At 69.2% G+C, this 14723-nt stretch carries 17 protein-coding genes and 1 tRNA gene; 3 read left to right on the plus strand and 15 right to left on the minus strand.

Annotated elements, in window-relative coordinates; all coding sequences use genetic code 11:
• From VLK61_RS20990 to VLK61_RS21000, 3 genes are all read right to left on the minus strand, one after another.
• The coding region (locus VLK61_RS20990) for a DinB family protein (RefSeq protein ID WP_325423580.1) at nt 1-575 on the minus strand (575 nt) is incomplete at its 3' end.
• A 108-nt stretch (nt 576-683) separates the two neighbouring features.
• The gene (locus tag VLK61_RS20995) at nt 684-1514 is read right to left on the minus strand and encodes a septal ring lytic transglycosylase RlpA family protein (RefSeq protein ID WP_325423581.1); all 831 of its coding nucleotides are present in this window, start codon (nt 1512-1514) and stop codon (nt 684-686) included.
• A 186-nt stretch (nt 1515-1700) separates the two neighbouring features.
• Nucleotides 1701-1775, minus strand: a tRNA-Arg gene (locus VLK61_RS21000).
• Nucleotides 1776-1905: 130 nt separating this feature from the next.
• Here VLK61_RS21000 and VLK61_RS21005 point away from each other — a divergent pair.
• Nucleotides 1906-2490 carry a c-type cytochrome gene (locus tag VLK61_RS21005; protein WP_325423582.1) on the plus strand — a complete coding sequence of 195 codons (585 nt, stop codon included), beginning with the start codon at nt 1906-1908 and terminating at the stop codon, nt 2488-2490.
• Between the two features lie 151 nt (nt 2491-2641).
• Here the strand turns inward: VLK61_RS21005 and VLK61_RS21010 are convergent, their stop codons facing one another.
• Genes VLK61_RS21010 through purU form a run of 4 tightly spaced genes read right to left on the minus strand, consistent with a single transcriptional unit; the run spans nt 2642 to nt 5544 of the window.
• On the minus strand, nt 2642-3172 hold the full coding sequence (locus VLK61_RS21010) for a DUF2946 family protein (RefSeq protein WP_325423583.1): 531 nt from the start codon (nt 3170-3172) through the stop codon (nt 2642-2644).
• Between the two features lie 36 nt (nt 3173-3208).
• Nucleotides 3209-4177, minus strand: a complete 969-nt coding sequence (locus VLK61_RS21015; RefSeq protein ID WP_325423584.1) for a YheT family hydrolase — start codon at nt 4175-4177, stop codon at nt 3209-3211.
• The gene (locus tag VLK61_RS21020; protein ID WP_325423585.1) at nt 4177-4629 is read right to left on the minus strand and encodes a YybH family protein; all 453 of its coding nucleotides are present in this window, start codon (nt 4627-4629) and stop codon (nt 4177-4179) included. Before VLK61_RS21020 ends, VLK61_RS21015 begins: the two co-directional genes overlap by 1 nt.
• A gap of 30 nt (nt 4630-4659) precedes the next feature.
• Nucleotides 4660-5544, minus strand: a complete 885-nt coding sequence (purU, locus tag VLK61_RS21025) for a formyltetrahydrofolate deformylase (RefSeq protein ID WP_325423586.1) — start codon at nt 5542-5544, stop codon at nt 4660-4662.
• Nucleotides 5545-5605: 61 nt separating this feature from the next.
• On the opposite strand from purU, the gene VLK61_RS21030 reads away from it, so the two are divergent.
• Together VLK61_RS21030 and VLK61_RS21035 are read left to right on the plus strand one after the other, a co-directional pair.
• The gene (locus tag VLK61_RS21030) at nt 5606-6241 is read left to right on the plus strand and encodes a sigma-70 family RNA polymerase sigma factor (protein ID WP_325423587.1); all 636 of its coding nucleotides are present in this window, start codon (nt 5606-5608) and stop codon (nt 6239-6241) included.
• A gap of 1 nt (nt 6242) precedes the next feature.
• Nucleotides 6243-6959 carry an anti-sigma factor gene (locus tag VLK61_RS21035; RefSeq protein WP_325423588.1) on the plus strand — a complete coding sequence of 239 codons (717 nt, stop codon included), beginning with the start codon at nt 6243-6245 and terminating at the stop codon, nt 6957-6959.
• 6 nt (nt 6960-6965) lie between these two features.
• Here VLK61_RS21035 and VLK61_RS21040 read toward each other — a convergent pair whose 3' ends face one another.
• The 8 genes from VLK61_RS21040 to VLK61_RS21075 all read right to left on the minus strand — a co-directional run bounded on the left by VLK61_RS21040 (nt 6966) and on the right by VLK61_RS21075 (nt 14683).
• Nucleotides 6966-8870, minus strand: a complete 1905-nt coding sequence (locus tag VLK61_RS21040) for an ATP-binding protein (protein WP_325423589.1) — start codon at nt 8868-8870, stop codon at nt 6966-6968.
• A gap of 28 nt (nt 8871-8898) precedes the next feature.
• Nucleotides 8899-9105, minus strand: a complete 207-nt coding sequence (locus tag VLK61_RS21045; RefSeq protein WP_325423590.1) for a zinc-finger domain-containing protein — start codon at nt 9103-9105, stop codon at nt 8899-8901.
• A gap of 4 nt (nt 9106-9109) precedes the next feature.
• Nucleotides 9110-10033: a branched-chain amino acid transaminase gene (locus VLK61_RS21050; protein ID WP_325423591.1), complete on the minus strand. Its 924-nt coding sequence runs from the start codon at nt 10031-10033 to the stop codon at nt 9110-9112.
• Nucleotides 10034-10066: 33 nt separating this feature from the next.
• Nucleotides 10067-10468 carry a hypothetical protein gene (locus VLK61_RS21055; protein WP_325423592.1) on the minus strand — a complete coding sequence of 134 codons (402 nt, stop codon included), beginning with the start codon at nt 10466-10468 and terminating at the stop codon, nt 10067-10069.
• Nucleotides 10465-11262: a metallophosphoesterase family protein gene (locus VLK61_RS21060; RefSeq protein ID WP_325423594.1), complete on the minus strand. Its 798-nt coding sequence runs from the start codon at nt 11260-11262 to the stop codon at nt 10465-10467. The genes VLK61_RS21055 and VLK61_RS21060 overlap by 4 nt, the downstream gene beginning before the upstream one ends.
• A 13-nt stretch (nt 11263-11275) precedes the next feature.
• Nucleotides 11276-12643 carry a DNA repair protein RadA gene (gene radA / locus VLK61_RS21065; RefSeq protein ID WP_325423595.1) on the minus strand — a complete coding sequence of 456 codons (1368 nt, stop codon included), beginning with the start codon at nt 12641-12643 and terminating at the stop codon, nt 11276-11278.
• A gap of 84 nt (nt 12644-12727) precedes the next feature.
• On the minus strand, nt 12728-14248 hold the full coding sequence (locus VLK61_RS21070) for a carotenoid oxygenase family protein (protein ID WP_325423596.1): 1521 nt from the start codon (nt 14246-14248) through the stop codon (nt 12728-12730).
• Between the two features lie 12 nt (nt 14249-14260).
• Complete coding sequence (locus VLK61_RS21075) at nt 14261-14683, minus strand: DUF2141 domain-containing protein (protein ID WP_325423597.1); 423 nt, start codon at nt 14681-14683, stop codon at nt 14261-14263.
• Nucleotides 14684-14723 lie beyond the last annotated feature (40 nt).

Consider the following 14723-nt stretch of genomic DNA (forward strand, 5'->3'; position numbering starts at 1 on the left):
ACGCCTCCGTCGTGGCCCTGCCATCGCAGCGCCGAGGCAACACTGGCCCGGTTCGAACCGGCCGGGCGCCAGGCCGGCAGCAGCGGGTTCATCGAGAACGCGTGCTTCAGGTCCGTCAGCATCAACTCCTGATGCTGCTGCTCGTGGTGCAGGCCCAGGCGCAGCATCGGCGCGGCGGCGACCCAGGCTTCAGCGCCGGCGTCGCGCAGGAACACTTGCACGGCCGCGTCGACATGGCGACGGTAGCGCCAGACCTCGTCGATGGACGGCCGGCTCAGCAGCCCGCGCTGCGGCCGCGGGTGGCGCGGGCCGAGTGCTTCGTAGTAGGAGTTGAAGAGGTAGAAATAGCGCTCGTCGAAGGGCTGGTAGCCGACTGCATGCGGCCTGAGCACCAGCGCCTCGAAGAACCAGCTGGTGTGCGCCAGGTGCCACTTGATCGGGCTGGCGTCGGGCATGGACTGCAGTTGCTGGTCCTCCGCGCTCAGGCCTTCGGTCAGCGTGGCCGACAGCGCACGCACGGCCTCGAAGGCGCGGTGAAGTGTGTCGCGCAACAAATCGTCAGTGGCCTTGGCCATGCTCCAGCGTGCCCTCCCGTTGCGGCCCAGCATGCCTGCAAGCCGCGTCGCTCGCAAGTCGTCATGCAAGGGGCCTTGGGGCGCGCAGGGCCAACGGTGCCGGGCGGATCAGCGCCGCTCGACGATCAGCGGCAAGGCTGGCAGCAGGTCGCGCAAGCGCTCGGCCGCGGCACCGGCATCGTCGCGGCTGGCGTAAGGCCCGGCCTGCAGTCGGTGCAGGCTGCGTTCATTGAACACCGCCAGCAGCGGCGCCAGCCAGTCGGCCTGGCGCTGCAGCTGTTGCTGCAAGTCGATGGCCGCCGCGCGTTGGCGGAAAGCGCCCAATTGCAACCAGAAGCCTCGGCCGGCGGCGGTCGGTGCCGGACTGCCGGAGGCGGGCGGTGACGGGCCAGCGCCGGCGGTTCCTGCGTCGGCCACCGGTTCGGCCGCGGCGCGGCGCGCGATGTCGCCGATGGCGTCAGCCGCGCCGCCTTCGATCGGCTGCGGCGCCGCTGCCAAGGCCGTGTCGCCGCCGGGCCGGCGCCAGCTGCCGGTGCGGATCGCTTCGTAGGTGATGCGCTCCAGTTCCACTGGTGCCACGCCGCCCAGCACACCGAGCTTCAGCGCGGCGGTGTAGCTCAGGTCGACGATGCGCTCGGCATGGAACGGGCCGCGGTCGTTGATGCGCACCAGCACCTCGCGGCCGTTCGCCGGGTTGCGCACGCGCGCATAACTCGGGATCGGCATGGTCCTGTGGGCCGCGGTCATCGCATACATGTTGTAGGTCTCGCCGCTGGCCGTGGACCGGCCATGGAACTTGCGGCCGTACCACGAGGCCAGCCCACGCTCGACCACCGCCGGATCCCCCAGCACCGGCGCATAGGCCTGGCCCTGCACCGCATAGGGCTTGTTCGGCCCGCCGGGGCGCACCGGCTCGATGCGCGGCTCGGCATCGGGCACGAGATGCAGGTCGGGCGGCGGCTTGACTTCGGGGCCGTCGCGGCCGGGTGGCAGCGGCGCAGGTGCGGCGGGCGTTCGGGGCGGCTTGGGCGCCGGCGTGGCGGGCGGCGGCGAACTGGCGCAAGCAGACAGCAGGCATAGCGCGGCTGTGCAGGCCAGGTGCCTGATGCCAGGGGAAATGGGGGGTGGTGCGACCGGCAAGAATCGAACTTGCGACTAAGCCTTCGGAGGGCCCAATGATATCCACTTCACCACGGTCGCAGTGCAGCGTGCAGTCGCGCATTCTAGTGCACGCTCGGCACGGCGCCCTCGGCGCCCACAGGGCCCTCGCTATAATCGACCGGTTTTGCTCGGGGCTGCCCCGAAGCCCGGAACAAGCCAAGAGGATTCCATGAGTGACGCCAAGCACACGACTCACCCAAGCTCGCACCATCCTTCACATGATGCCGCGCAGCACGCCGGGCATGAAGTCCACGAAGGTCCGATCAAGACGCCCAAGCAACTGATTGCCGCGATCGTTGCGTCCTTCGTCGTGCCGGTGATCGTGATCATCCTGCTCACCAACTTCGTCGACTTCGGCCAGAAGGCTGGTGCCGGCAGCGACGGCATGAGTGCCGAAGCCGTGGCGCGCCGGCTGCAGCCGGTGGGCAGCATCGAGATCAAGGATGTCAACGACGCCTCGACGATGAAGAACGGCGAGCAGGTGTTCCAGGCCCAGTGCACCGCCTGCCACGCCACCGGCGCCGCGGGCGCCCCCAAGCTCGGCGACGATGCCGCCTGGGGCCCGCGCATCAAGGCCGGTTATGACGCGCTGCTGGCCTCGGCGCTGAAGGGCAAGGGCAGCATGACCGCACAGGGCGGCGGCGATTTCAGCGACCTGGAGATCGGCCGTGCGGTGGTCTTCATGGCCAACAAGAGCGGCGCGAAGCTCGACGAACCCAAGACCCCGGCCGCTGCCGCCAGCGCCGCCAAGTAAGCAGGCATCGCTTGCAGCCCCACCCGCCGGCCCGATGGCCGGCTTTTTTTCGCCCGCGTGTTTTGAAGATCAGGCCGCTTTCGCCGGCATCGTGCATCCATGGTGCCACGCGCTGCGTAGTCATTCCTGATGGGGGCAGGGCGCCCCGGAGTCAGGAGCCGGGTTGGGGATCGAGCACGTAACCGAAGCGGCCAGGCGCCTGTTCGAAGCTCAGCGCTTCGGGCGACCACAGCCCGGCTTCCACCGCCTGGGCGGCATCGACCATGTCCTGGCTGTGCACGATGCCGAAGCCCAGCGTGCTGTCCAGGAACAGCCGGCCGGCTTCGTCCAGCCAGCAGCCCCGCGGCTGCACCGGTGCGCCGGTATGGCTGCGCACCTGCGGCGCAGGGTCTCGCCACAGCACGCGCCAGACCCAGGGCGTGGCCTCCAGTTGCACGTACACGCGCTGCGGCCCGTTCTGGAAGAACCAGCAGCCATGCGCATCGGCCAGGTAGTTGCGTTCGATGAACTCACGCAGCTTCAGGTGCTCGATGCGGCTGCCCTTGACCTGCGGGAAGGGCCCGGCACGCTGGGCGGACTCGTCGCGCAGGTACCAGTCGCCACGCGCGTCCAGCGCCAGCCAGCCGTGGCAGTGCGGCACATTCGGCCACTTCTTCAGGGCCGCCAAGACGATGTCGTCCATGGCTCGGACCTTAGCGCATTTGAGGCTTCACGGCGTTCATCGTGGCGACTTCAACCACGCGAGCACGGCCTGCGGCAGGTGCAGCACATGGCCTGGAAAGCGCCCATCGGGGAAGCCGACATGGCCGCCATGCGCGGGCTGCCACAGCCGCACGTTCTGGCCCACCGCCGCTGGTGCCGGCAGGCTGCTGGCCGGCACGAAGGGGTCGTTGAGCGCATTGAGCACCAGCGTCGGCACGCGGATGCGGGCCAAATGTGGCTTGGCGGAGGCCCGCGACCAGTAGTCATCGGTGCCGCGAAAACCGTGCAGCGGTGCGGTGAAGACATCGTCGAACGCGTAGATCGTGCGCGCGGCCAGCAGTCGCTCGCGATTGAACAGCCCCGGGTGCTGCGCCAGCTTGGCCAGCGCCTTGGGCTTCATCGAGCGCAGGAACATGCGCGCATAGACCCGGCGGTTGAAACCGCGGTCGATCGCCGCGCCGCTGGCCGCCAGGTCGACCGGCGAACTTACCGCGGCCACCGCGGCGGCGATGCGCGATGCGGTATCGCCGGCCTCTTCGGCCCAGCGCAGCAGCGCGTTGCCGCCCAGCGAGATGCCCACCGCATGCAGCGGCGCCGCGCAGCGCGCGCGCAGGCGCTCGAGGATCCAGCCGATCTCCTCGAAGTCGCCCGAGTGGTAGGCCCGCGGCGCGTGGTTCAACTCACCCGAACAGCCGCGGAAATGCGGCAGCGCAAAGCCCCAGCCCAGCGCGCCGGCCTGGTGCGCGAAGGCCTGCGCATAGTGGCTGCCGGACGAGCCTTCGAGGCCATGGAACAGCACCAGCAGCGGCGCGGCGGTGGACGCCGCGTCGGCGAAGTCGACATCGACGAAGTCACCGTCCGGCGTGGACCAGCGCTCGCGCCGCAGCGCCGGCAGATCGCCGGGGTGGCGGCGTGAGAACAGCGCGGGCCAGATCGTCTGGGCGTTGCCGCCGGGCAGCCACCAGGGTGCGGAGAAGCCTTGCATCAATGCAGCATCGACGGCGTCTCGCTCACTTCCGGCAACTCGCTGCCACTGGTGCCCGGGCTGGCATGGTGGGCCACCATGCGCCAGCCCTGCGCCGTCTTGTGATAGACGTTGGTGGTGACGACGTAGGCCGTGCGCGGCCCTTCGGCGGTGACCACGTCGATGCGCTCGACCAGGCTGTGCATCGCCGCGTCGATCAGCAGCACGCGCCGCACATGCTCGGGCTGGGCGTGGATGCGGCCGGTGTTGAACATGGCCTCGAAGGCCGCGCGCACCGCACGCGGGCCGACGATGCGCGGGCTGCCGGGGTGCACGCAGACGATGTCGTCGTCATCGGACCAGACGGCCATCACCTTGTCCAGATCGCCTTCGCGCAAGGCCTCGTAGAACTGTGCCTCGAGGTCATCGGGCGAGGCCATCAGGTGAGCGGTCTGGGGCTTGCTGCGCGGCATGGCGGAGATATTAGCCGCGGCACCCGCGCGTCAGCGGAAGATCACCGTCTTGTGGCCATTCATCAACACCCGGTGCTCGACATGCCAGCGCACCGCGCGGGCCAGCACCACCGATTCGACGTCGCGCCCCACGGCGGTCATTTCCTCGGCCGACAGCGTGTGGTCGACGCGGGCCACGTCCTGCTCGATGATCGGCCCTTCGTCGAGGTCGGCCGTCACGTAGTGAGCGGTCGCGCCGATCAGCTTGACGCCGCGCGCATGGGCCTGGAAGTACGGCTTGGCGCCCTTGAAGCTGGGCAGGAAGCTGTGGTGGATGTTGATCGCCCGGCCCTTCAATGCGGCACAGAACTCGGGGCTGAGGATCTGCATGTAGCGGGCCAGCACGACCAGGTCGATGCGCTCGCGCTCGACCAGCGCCTCGACCTGCTGCTCCTGAGCGCGCTTGGTGACGGCGTCGCTGCCGCCGACCAGCGGCAGATGATGGAAGGCAATGCCGTGGCTCTCGGCCAGCGCGGCATAGGTCGGGTGGTTCGAAACGATGCCGGGGATGTCCACCGCCAGCTGGCCGCTGCTGGCGCGGTACAGCAGGTCGTTCAGGCAATGGCCATGCTGGCTGACCATCAGCAGCACGCGCGGCCGGTGCGCCACCGCGTGGATCTGCGCATCCATCTGGAACTGCCCGCGTACATGGGAGAACAGGTTGGCCAGCATCGCCGCATCGCCCAGGTGCGGCGGCGCGGCGAAGTGCACGCGCATGAAGAACAGGCCGGTGGCGTCCTCCCCTTCGACATCGCCGAACTGCTGCGAATCGATGATGTTGCAGCCGGCCTGGAACAGCAGGCCGGAGACGGCATAGACGATGCCGGTCTGGTCGCGGCAGGACAGGGTAAGGATGAATTCTTGTTCGCGCGGCATGGGCGTGGATTGTAGGCAGCCCCTCTTTGAGCTTTCACTTCAGCACAGAATCGACACCACGATGAAAACCGCCCCCGAGGACTGGAGCCAGCGCAGCCGCGAACTGGCGCAGCACCTGTCGCGCGCCGCGCTGGGCGACCGCGCGGCCTTCAAGCGCCTGTACGAGCAGACCAGCGGGCATCTGTTTGCGGTGCTGCTGCGCATCCAGCGCGACCGCTCGATCGCCGAGGACCTGCTGCAGGAGGTCTATGTCAGCGCCTGGAAGGCCGCCGGCAGCTTCGACGCGTCGCAGGCCCAGCCGCTGACCTGGCTGACCCACATCGCACGCAACAAGGCCATCGACAGCCTGCGCCGTGCGCAAGCGCAGCCGCGGCTGGAGAGCGTGCATGCCGATGACGCGGACGATGAGCGGCCCGATCTCGACCAACGCATGGCTGACGACAGCCCCGGCCCGGCCGAGCTGCTGGAACGCGCCAGCGATGCGCGGCAGCTGACGCATTGCATGGAAAGCCTGTCGGCGCAGCAGCGCCAAAGCGTGGCGCTGGCCTTCTTCGACGGCCTGTCGCATGCCGAAGTCGCCGAGCAGCTGCGTGAACCGCTGGGCACGGTGAAGAGCTGGGTCAGGCGGGCCCTGATGTCGTTGAAAAGCTGCCTCGAGCGCGCAGCCCAACGCGACGACACCATGGTGGGGGCCTGAGATGGACTACGGCCGACGAGGACTCGCCGATGCGCTGGCGGCGCAGTACGTGGCCGGCACGCTGCGTGGCCCGGCGCGGCGCCGCTTCGAAGCGCTGCTGCCCAGTCACCCTGCGCTGCGCCGGGCCACGGCGGAATGGCAAGCGAGGCTGATGCCGCTGACCACGGCCGTCACGCCGGTGCCACCGCCCATGCACACCTGGCCCGGCATTGAACGGCGGCTGTGGCCCGAAGCGCCGTCTGCCGCAATGCAAGCGCCGCAGCCCTGGTGGCGCGGTCTGGCCTTCTGGCGCGGCGCCTCGGGCTTTGCCACCGTTGCGGCGGTGAGCCTGGCCGTGCTGCTGGCCAACCCGCAGCCGCAGCCGCCGCCGGTGGTGGTGGTGCTGCAAGGCACGGCCGGCGCCACGCAAGGTGCCAACACCTTCGTTGCCAGCTTCTCAGGCGATGGCCGGGCGCTGGTCACGCGGCCGCTGCAGCCGGTGGCGCTGGACATCGACCGCGCGCTGGAACTGTGGGCCGTGCCGCCCGAGGGGGCGCCGCGCTCGCTGGGCTTGATCTCGGCCAGCGGCCTGACGGTGATCCGCCGTGAACGGCTGCCGCAGGCGCTGCTGGACAAGCGCAACACCGCGGCGCTGGCGGTCAGCGTGGAACCACCCGGCGGCTCGCCGACCGGCGCACCCACCGGTCCGGTGGTCTACGCCGGCAAGCTGCAGCTCTGATCCGCCTCACGCATCAGGCAACAGCACGCTGAAGGACGAGCCGCGGCCGGGTGTGCTCTGCACCTCGATGCGGCCACCCATCAGCGCGACCAGCGCATGGGTCACCGCCAGGCCGATGCCCGAGCCTTCGATCGTGCTGCGCGCCTGCGATAGCCGATTGAAGGGCTGGAACAGCTGCGCGATCTCGGTCTCGGTCAGGCCGACGCCGGTGTCGCGGACTTCGAGCAGCAGCCAGCCCGCCTCGCGCGCAGCCGCCTGCACCCGCACCTGGCCGCCGCGGCGGTTGTACTTGATGGCATTGCTCAGCAGGTTCAGCAGCACCTGGCGCAGACGCTTGCGATCGGCGTGCAGGCCCAGGCCGGTCGCGGGATCGTGCAACAGGCTCACATCGTCGCGCTGCGCGCCGGCACGCACCATCGCCAGGCAGTCCTCGATCAGCGGATCCAGCAACACCGGCTCCGGCTGCAGCGTCACGCGGCCGGCCTCGATGCTGGTCAGATCCAGCAGGTCGTTGATCATCGCCAGCAGGTGCTCGCCGGATTCACGGATCAGCCCGACCCGGCGCCGCTGATCCTCGGCCAGTGGCTGCGAGGTGTCCACCTCCATCAGCTGCGCGAAGCCCAGCACGGCGTTCAAAGGCGTGCGCAGCTCATGGCTCATGCGCGACAGGAACTCGGTCTTCGCGCGGTTGGCGGCTTCGGCGCCGGCGCGGTCTTGCTGGGCCTGCTCGATGGTCAGCGCTTCGGTCGCGTCCTCGAAGTAGCCGTGCCAGACGACGCTGCCCTCCGGCCCGAGTTGCGGCGTGGCGCTGCCGCGAATCCAGCGCAAGGCCTTGTCGCGCCGGTGCACGCGGAACTTCAGCTGCCAGGGCGCCATGCGGCGGGCGGAGTCGCGGATGCTGTCGAGCATCACGCCGCGGTCGGCGAAATCGATGCGGCGCAGCATCGCTGCCGCATCGGCCACCAGCGCCGCGGCCGGCACGCCCAGCAGCGCCTCGCAGCGCTCGCTGACATAGGGAAAACTGCCGTGCCCATCGGCCCGCCACTGGAACTGGAATAGCAGTCCCGGCACATGGGCCGCGATCTTGACCAGCCGCGACATGGCGGCTTCGGCCGCCGCTTCGGCGGCCCGGCGGTCGGTGACGTCGGTCTGGATGCCGACCATGCGCTGCGGCTGGCCTTCGGCATTCCATTCGATGATGCGGCCGCGTTCCTGGATCCAGCGCCATTGGCCATCCGCGGCGCGGGCACGGTAGCTGTGTTCGTAGACCGCGGCCTGGCCATGCGCATGGCGCAGGTAGGCGCCGTGGTTGGCTTCGCGGTCTTCGGGGTGGATCAGCCGATCCCAGTCGCTCTGCGTGCTGCCGCCTTCGGGCAGCGGGTAGCCGAGCTGCGCGAAGCCCTGGTCCAGGTCGCCCAGGCGGTCAGTGGCGATGTCCCATTCCCAGACGAAGGTGCCGGCACCGCGCAAGGCCGCGCGGATCAGCTCGCCATGGCTGCCGCCGCGGCGCAGCTCCGAGCCGGTGGCATCCCGCAGCAACAGCGAGGCTGCGGCGCTCAGCACCGGCTGCAGCTGCTTCGCGCGCGGCCCGAGCTCCAGGCCCGGCTGCACCGGCATCAACCAGGCCCCCAGCGGCTGCCCCAGGCGCCACAGCGGCATCCAGCAGAAGCCGTCTTCGACGAAGGCTTCATGCCGGTCCAGCAGCGGCGTGCCGGGCCGCACCGCCGCGTCGGGCAGCGTGCCGGCGGTCCAGCGCTGACGACCATCGGGCCCTAGCGCGAGCAGGCCGCAGGGCGTGCCCAGCTGCCGCGCCACCTGATTGACCAGGCTGCGCAACGCATGGGCGGCATCGTCGCGGTCGAGCTGGTCGAGCAGCGCCGCCTGCGTCAGCGCCAGCAGGCCGGCGTGCATCGTGTCGTCGCCCGGTCCGTTCCAGCCCTCAATGGCCAGCGTGCAGTTTCTCGCCGGCCTTCAGGCGATAAACCGTACCGCAGTAGGGGCAGCGGCCTTCACCGGTGGTGGCGACATCGATGAACACCTTGGGATGCGTGCTCCACAGCACCATCTTCGGGTTCGGGCAGGCCACCACGCCGGGGCCTTGCACATCCTGGGCGGTCACTTCGACCGGGGCCTTGGCGTCGCTCATCGCATCAGACCTTGGTCAGCCACTCGGCGTACTTGGGATTGCGGCCGTTGACGATGTCGAAGAACGCCGCCTGGATCTTCTCGGTGATCGGGCCGCGCGAGCCAATGCCGATCTCGATGCGGTCCAACTCGCGGATCGGCGTCACCTCGGCGGCGGTGCCGGTGAAGAAGGCCTCGTCGCTGATGTAGACCTCGTCGCGGGTGATGCGCTTTTCCACCAGCTTCAGCCCCAGGTCCTGGCAGATCGCGAAGATGGTGTTGCGGGTGATGCCGTTCAGCGCACCAGCCGACAAGTCCGGCGTGTAGACCACGCCGTTCTTGATGATGAAGATGTTCTCGCCGGCGCCTTCGCTGACGAAGCCGGAAGCGTCGAGCAACAGCGCTTCGTCATAGCCTTCGTCGGTGACCTCCATGTTGGCGAGGATCGAGTTGGTGTAGTTGCTCACCGCCTTGGCCTGCGTCATCGTGATGTTGACGTGGTGGCGGGTGTAGCTGGAGGTCTTCACGCGGATGCCGCGCTTCAGGCCCTCGTCGCCGAGGTAGGCGCCCCACTCCCAGGCGGCGACCATCAGGTGGATGGTGTTGCCCTTGGGGCTGACGCCGAGCTTGTTGTCGCCGATCCAGGTCAGCGGGCGCAGGTAGCAGCTTTGCAGCTTGTTCTCGCGCACCACCTGGCACTGCGCTTCCATCACCTGCTCCAGCGTGAAGGGGATCTTCATGCGCAGGATCTTGGCCGAGTTGAACAGCCGCTCGGTGTGCTCGCGCAGGCGAAAGATGGCCGTGCCCTGGGCCGTGTTGTAGGCCCGCACGCCTTCGAAGGCGCCGCAGCCGTAATGCAGCGTGTGGGACAGCACGTGGATCTTGGCGTCGCGCCAGTCGACCAGCGCACCGTCCATCCAGATCTTGCCGTCGCGGTCGGACATCGACATGGGGAGCCTCGTGGGTGTGAAAAAGGGGCAATTCTAGGAGGCTGGCGGACCCGCGGCCTCGTCGCCCGGCCGCTCGAAGCGCCAGGCGCTGCAGCGGCCACCGGCCAGCTCCACCGTCACCGAAGCGCCCGAGGCATCGGTCCAGCGCCAGGTTTCGGGCTGCTCGGCCCGCTTCTCGCCGAGGCTGCGGGTCAGCAGGATGATGTCCATCAGCCGCATGCCGGGCTTCATCTTGGCTTGCATCATCACCGCGCTGGGCACCGTGCCCACCGGCGATTGGCCGGCGGTGCGCATCACCCGCATCACCCGGCTGAACTGCAGCAGCAGCCAGAACACGATCACCGACACGGCCATCGCCACGCCGGACCAGCCCCAGATCGCATAACCCATCGCAATGCCGATGACCGCCAGCCCCCACCCCAGGATCCCACTCATGTACGCAACACTTCCCGCTCAAGTCGACCGACGAACCCGCTGAGCAGGGCATCGGCCCAATCGCCACGGCCGTTCAACTCGGCCTGGCGTGCCGCGCTGGCCCAGTCATAGGGCGTCTCGCGGTGCTCCACCCGCCATTGTCCGTCGGCCCGGCGTTCCAGCAGCGCCCAGCGGGCGTGCGGGCTGCCGAGTTCGATGCGGTGGGTGTGCGGATGATCGTCGTCATAGGCCTGCAGGCCGACGCTGCCGGGGTTGACGACGAGCATCGCCTGGCCGTCGTACTCGAGTTGCACCGTGCGCGGCACGTGGCTGTGGCCGCAGAGCACGACGCGCGCCCGGCAGTCGCCCAGGCGCTGGGCCAGCTCGGCGGCGGTGGCCGCGCGCACGCCGGGCGCACCATCGCGCTGGTGGTCAGCGGTGACCGTCTCCATCAGGTACTGCAGGTCGGTGCCGGGCGTGCCGTGGCAGCAGAACACCTCGGCATCCAGCCAGCGCGTGGCCGGCAGCGCGGCCAGCCAGTCGCGCTGCGGCGGCTGCAGCTCGCGCACGGCGTGGGCATCGCTGGCGCCCAGGCGCGGCAACGGGATCGTCAGCAGCTGGCGCTCGTGGTTGCCGGCGATGGTCGGGAGCGCCAGCGTTTGCAGCAAGGCGGCTGTCTGCTGCGGCCACAGCGGGCCGCTGACGATGTCGCCGAGGTTGACGATGACGTCGGCACCGGCCTCTTGCGCTTCGACCAGCACGGCCTGCAGTGCCTGCAGGTTGCCGTGGATGTCGCTCAGTGCGGCGATCTTCATGTGTTCAATCTCCTCAGGACAGCGAGCGCACCACGTCGATGGCTTCCTCGATGCGCTCGACCGGGTGCACCACCAGCCCCTCGATGGCTTTCTTCGGCGCATTGGCCTTGGGCACCACGGCCATCGAGAAGCCGAGCTTGGCCGCTTCCTTCAGCCGTTCCTGACCGCGCGGCGCAGGCCGCACCTCACCGGCCAGTCCCACCTCACCGAAAGCAATGAAACCCTGCGGCAACGGCTTGCCGCGCAGGCTGCTCTGGATCGCCAGCAGCACCGCCAGGTCGGCGGCAGGCTCGCTGATGCGCACGCCGCCGACGGCATTGACGAACACGTCCTGGTCCAGGCAATCGACGCCGGCATGGCGGTGCAGCACGGCCAGCAGCATCGCCAGCCGATCCCGCTCCAAACCCACCGACAGCCGCCGCGGCGCCGCGCCGCCGGAATCCACCAGCGCCTGGATCTCGACCAGCAGCGGGCGTGTGCCCTCCAGCGTCACCAGCACGACGGAGCCCGGCACCGGCGCGCCATGCGTCGACAGGAAGATCGCACTCGGGTTGCTGACGCCCTTCAGCCCGCGCTCGGTCATCGCGAACACGCCGATCTCGTTGACCGCGCCAAAGCGATTCTTGATCGCCCGCACCAGCCGGAAGCTGGAATGCGTATCGCCCTCGAAATACAGCACGGTGTCGACGATGTGCTCCAGCACGCGTGGCCCGGCCAGCGCGCCCTCTTTCGTGACATGGCCGACCAGCACGATCGCGCAACCGCTGGCCTTGGCCGTGCGGGTGAGCTGCGCCGCGCATTCGCGCACTTGCGCCACCGAGCCGGGCGCGCTGGTCAACTGATCGGAGTACAGCGTCTGGATCGAATCGATGACGCAGAAGTTGGGCGTCTCGGCAGCCAGCGCGGCCTGGATCTTTTCCAGCTGGATCTCGGCCAGCACGCGCAAATGCGTGCCGGCCAGGCCGAGCCGGCGGGCGCGCAGCGCCACCTGCGCGCCGGACTCTTCGCCGGTGACATACAAGACCTTGATCTGCGTCGACAGCGATTCGGCCGCCTGCAGCAGCAGCGTCGATTTGCCGATGCCGGGATCGCCGCCGATCAGCACCACGCCGCCTTCGACGATGCCGCCGCCCAGCACGCGGTCCAGCTCCGGTTGACCGGTGGGCGTGCGGTCGACATCGGCGGCCTCGATCTCCGCCAGCAGCGCCACCGGCTGGGCCTTGGTCAGCGCCTGGTAGCGGTGCTTCGTGCCGGCGGTGCTCTCCGCCACCGTCTCTTCCAGCGTGTTCCATTCATTGCAGTGCGGGCATTTGCCCAGCCACTTCGGGCTCACGCCGCCGCAGGCGGAACAGGTGTATTGCGTCTTGGCTTTGGTGCTCACCGCTGCACTGTAGCCCGCGGCGCACGCGGCCTGGCCGGCCGCACACCACGCGCCGCTGTCATGCAACCATGATGCCCGCGAGGCTCATGACGCCGCTGGCGTGAAGTTGCCATGAAAGCCCAGCGGCAGCGCGTAGGGCAGCGTGGCCTGGGCCAGCGGGCCATCCGCGATGCGGCGGGCGTCGAACACGCTGACCTGGGTCAGCTGGCGCTTCGCATCGAAGCTGGTGCCCAGCACCCAGGCATCGAGTTCATCGGCGCGACCCGGCTTGGGCACCAGGATGTGTTCCTCGACCACCGTCTGCTCGCCGTAGTCGAAGCGATCCTCGCGGCCGGTCTGCAGGTCGCGCAGCGTGATGCCATGGAACAGCGAGCCGCGGCCCGCCGGCTGCGGCTTCCACTGCGCCGCATTGAGCAGGTAGCGCGCCGGCAGGCCAATGCGCCGGGGGTCGATGCGCGGGAACTCCACCGCATCGCCCAGCGATTCGACGCTGGCCCGGCCGCTGGCCAGGTCCAGCACTGCCAGCTGCGTGCTGGAGACACGCTGGGGCCCCGGACGGCCGGCGACCAGTGCGACAGCACTCTGCACCAGCGAGCGATGGTCGCTGGCGCCGACAAAGCTCAAGGCGATGCAGCCGTCGGCCCGCTCGAACGCATTGCCGACGTGGAAGACCATCTGTGCCGGCAGCTCGAAGACGCGCCGCTGCGTGATGTCGTCCTTTCGCAGCACCAGGATGCGCAGCGGCTCGCGGCTGTCGAAGGCATAGGCCTGCTCCGGCGTGCCGCCGGCGGCGATGCGGCCGAAGTCCAGCTTCACCGGCGGCAGCGGAATCACCAGGTACTGCGTGGTCGCCGCCATGTCGTGCACCATGCCGCCGGGGTAGGGCGACTCGCCGAGCTGCGCGTCGACCAGCCGGCCCTGCGGGTCGATGTGCCAGGCGATGAGGCGTTGGCCGGACGTGCCGATGTTCCACAGCTGGCCGCCGGCATCGACCTTCGGATGCGCCGAGAACGGCAGCTGCTGCAAGCCGTCCTGCCAGGTCACCGGGCCTTGGGTGGCCAGGTCCTTCGGATCCAGTGCGTAGGCCGAGCCGCCCTCCCACATCGCCAGCACACGCCCGGCATGTTCGATGGCGTTGGTGTTGGCGGTGTTGAACGTGTCCGGCCCTTGCGCCGGCGCATCGCTGCGGATGGCGGTGCCAAAGGCGCTGTAGAGAAAGCGCCCGGCCTGCTGCTCGGCCCGCAGCTTGGCGGTGCGCACCAGCCGGCCGACATGGCGCACCGAGGTGCCGTTGAAGCTGAACTGCTGGACCATGCCGTCACCGTCGAACCAGTGGTGGTAGCGCTGGCCGCCGCGCTCGAACAGCGCCGGGCCGTTGCGGTAGAAGCGGCCGCGCAGCGCAGCGGGCCAGTCGCCGGTCAGCGTGAGGGCCTCACAACGCAGATCCTGCGTGGCGTCGCTGACGCCCTTGAAGGCGCGCAGCCAGGGTTTGTCGGCAACGGCTGCGTCGAAGGCTTCGCCCGCCGATGAGCCGGCGAACGACGGTGCGGCGACAGCGGCACTCAGGGCGCCAAAAGCGCGCAGGAATTCGCGGCGTTGTTGCATGCTGCACCTCGCCTATTTGGAGAGTTTGATGACCAGCGGCTTGCCGTCCAGCGTCACCTGCGTGGTGTCCCAGGTCGGCGCGGCGAAGTTCGACGGTTTGCCCGAGGCACCCCAGGGCTCGGTCGGCATGCCGAAGGCGTTGGCATCGAGCTTGCCGTTGGTGTTGAGGTCCTGGAAGACGCTGAGCGCGACCAGCGGGCCACGCAGGCCGCAGACCTGGAAACTCAGCAGTTCGGCGTCGGCGCGCAGCTGCAGCGCGCTCGCCGCGCTCTTGCTGCTGTAGTCGGCGGCAGAGTCGTAGGCCGCCAGCATCAAGCGCCCTTCACTGGCGCGCACGTTGTGCACTTCCACCGGCACACAGGTTTGCGCCTGCACGCTGACGGCGGCGAACAGCAGGCCCTTGGCCAGCATCGAGCGGATGACGAGGTGTTTCATGGGGAGTCCCTGGCAGTGGTGTGAACTCACTGTAGGAATG

The organism is Aquabacterium sp., from assembly GCF_035476535.1.
GTDB lineage: Bacteria > Pseudomonadota > Gammaproteobacteria > Burkholderiales > Burkholderiaceae_C > Pseudaquabacterium.

Excerpts from the sequence above, each read along its gene's own strand:
- VLK61_RS21050 (WP_325423591.1), bottom strand. The coding sequence starts at position 10,033 with ATGTCGATGTCCGACCGCGACGGCAAGATCTGGATGGACGGTGCGCTG.
- VLK61_RS21020 (WP_325423585.1), bottom strand. The coding sequence starts at position 4,629 with ATGCCGCGCAGCAAGCCCCAGACCGCTCACCTGATGGCCTCGCCCGAT.
- VLK61_RS21005 (WP_325423582.1), top strand. The coding sequence starts at position 1,906 with ATGAGTGACGCCAAGCACACGACTCACCCAAGCTCGCACCATCCTTCA.
- VLK61_RS21030 (WP_325423587.1), top strand. The coding sequence starts at position 5,606 with ATGAAAACCGCCCCCGAGGACTGGAGCCAGCGCAGCCGCGAACTGGCG.
- VLK61_RS21040 (WP_325423589.1), bottom strand. The coding sequence starts at position 8,870 with ATGCACGCCGGCCTGCTGGCGCTGACGCAGGCGGCGCTGCTCGACCAG.
- VLK61_RS21015 (WP_325423584.1), bottom strand. The coding sequence starts at position 4,177 with ATGCAAGGCTTCTCCGCACCCTGGTGGCTGCCCGGCGGCAACGCCCAG.
- VLK61_RS21055 (WP_325423592.1), bottom strand. The coding sequence starts at position 10,468 with ATGAGTGGGATCCTGGGGTGGGGGCTGGCGGTCATCGGCATTGCGATG.
- VLK61_RS21010 (WP_325423583.1), bottom strand. The coding sequence starts at position 3,172 with ATGGACGACATCGTCTTGGCGGCCCTGAAGAAGTGGCCGAATGTGCCG.
- VLK61_RS21075 (WP_325423597.1), bottom strand. The coding sequence starts at position 14,683 with ATGAAACACCTCGTCATCCGCTCGATGCTGGCCAAGGGCCTGCTGTTC.
- purU (WP_325423586.1), bottom strand. The coding sequence starts at position 5,544 with ATGCCGCGCGAACAAGAATTCATCCTTACCCTGTCCTGCCGCGACCAG.
- VLK61_RS21045 (WP_325423590.1), bottom strand. The coding sequence starts at position 9,105 with ATGAGCGACGCCAAGGCCCCGGTCGAAGTGACCGCCCAGGATGTGCAA.
- VLK61_RS21035 (WP_325423588.1), top strand. The coding sequence starts at position 6,243 with ATGGACTACGGCCGACGAGGACTCGCCGATGCGCTGGCGGCGCAGTAC.
- VLK61_RS21070 (WP_325423596.1), bottom strand. The coding sequence starts at position 14,248 with ATGCAACAACGCCGCGAATTCCTGCGCGCTTTTGGCGCCCTGAGTGCC.
- VLK61_RS21060 (WP_325423594.1), bottom strand. The coding sequence starts at position 11,262 with ATGAAGATCGCCGCACTGAGCGACATCCACGGCAACCTGCAGGCACTG.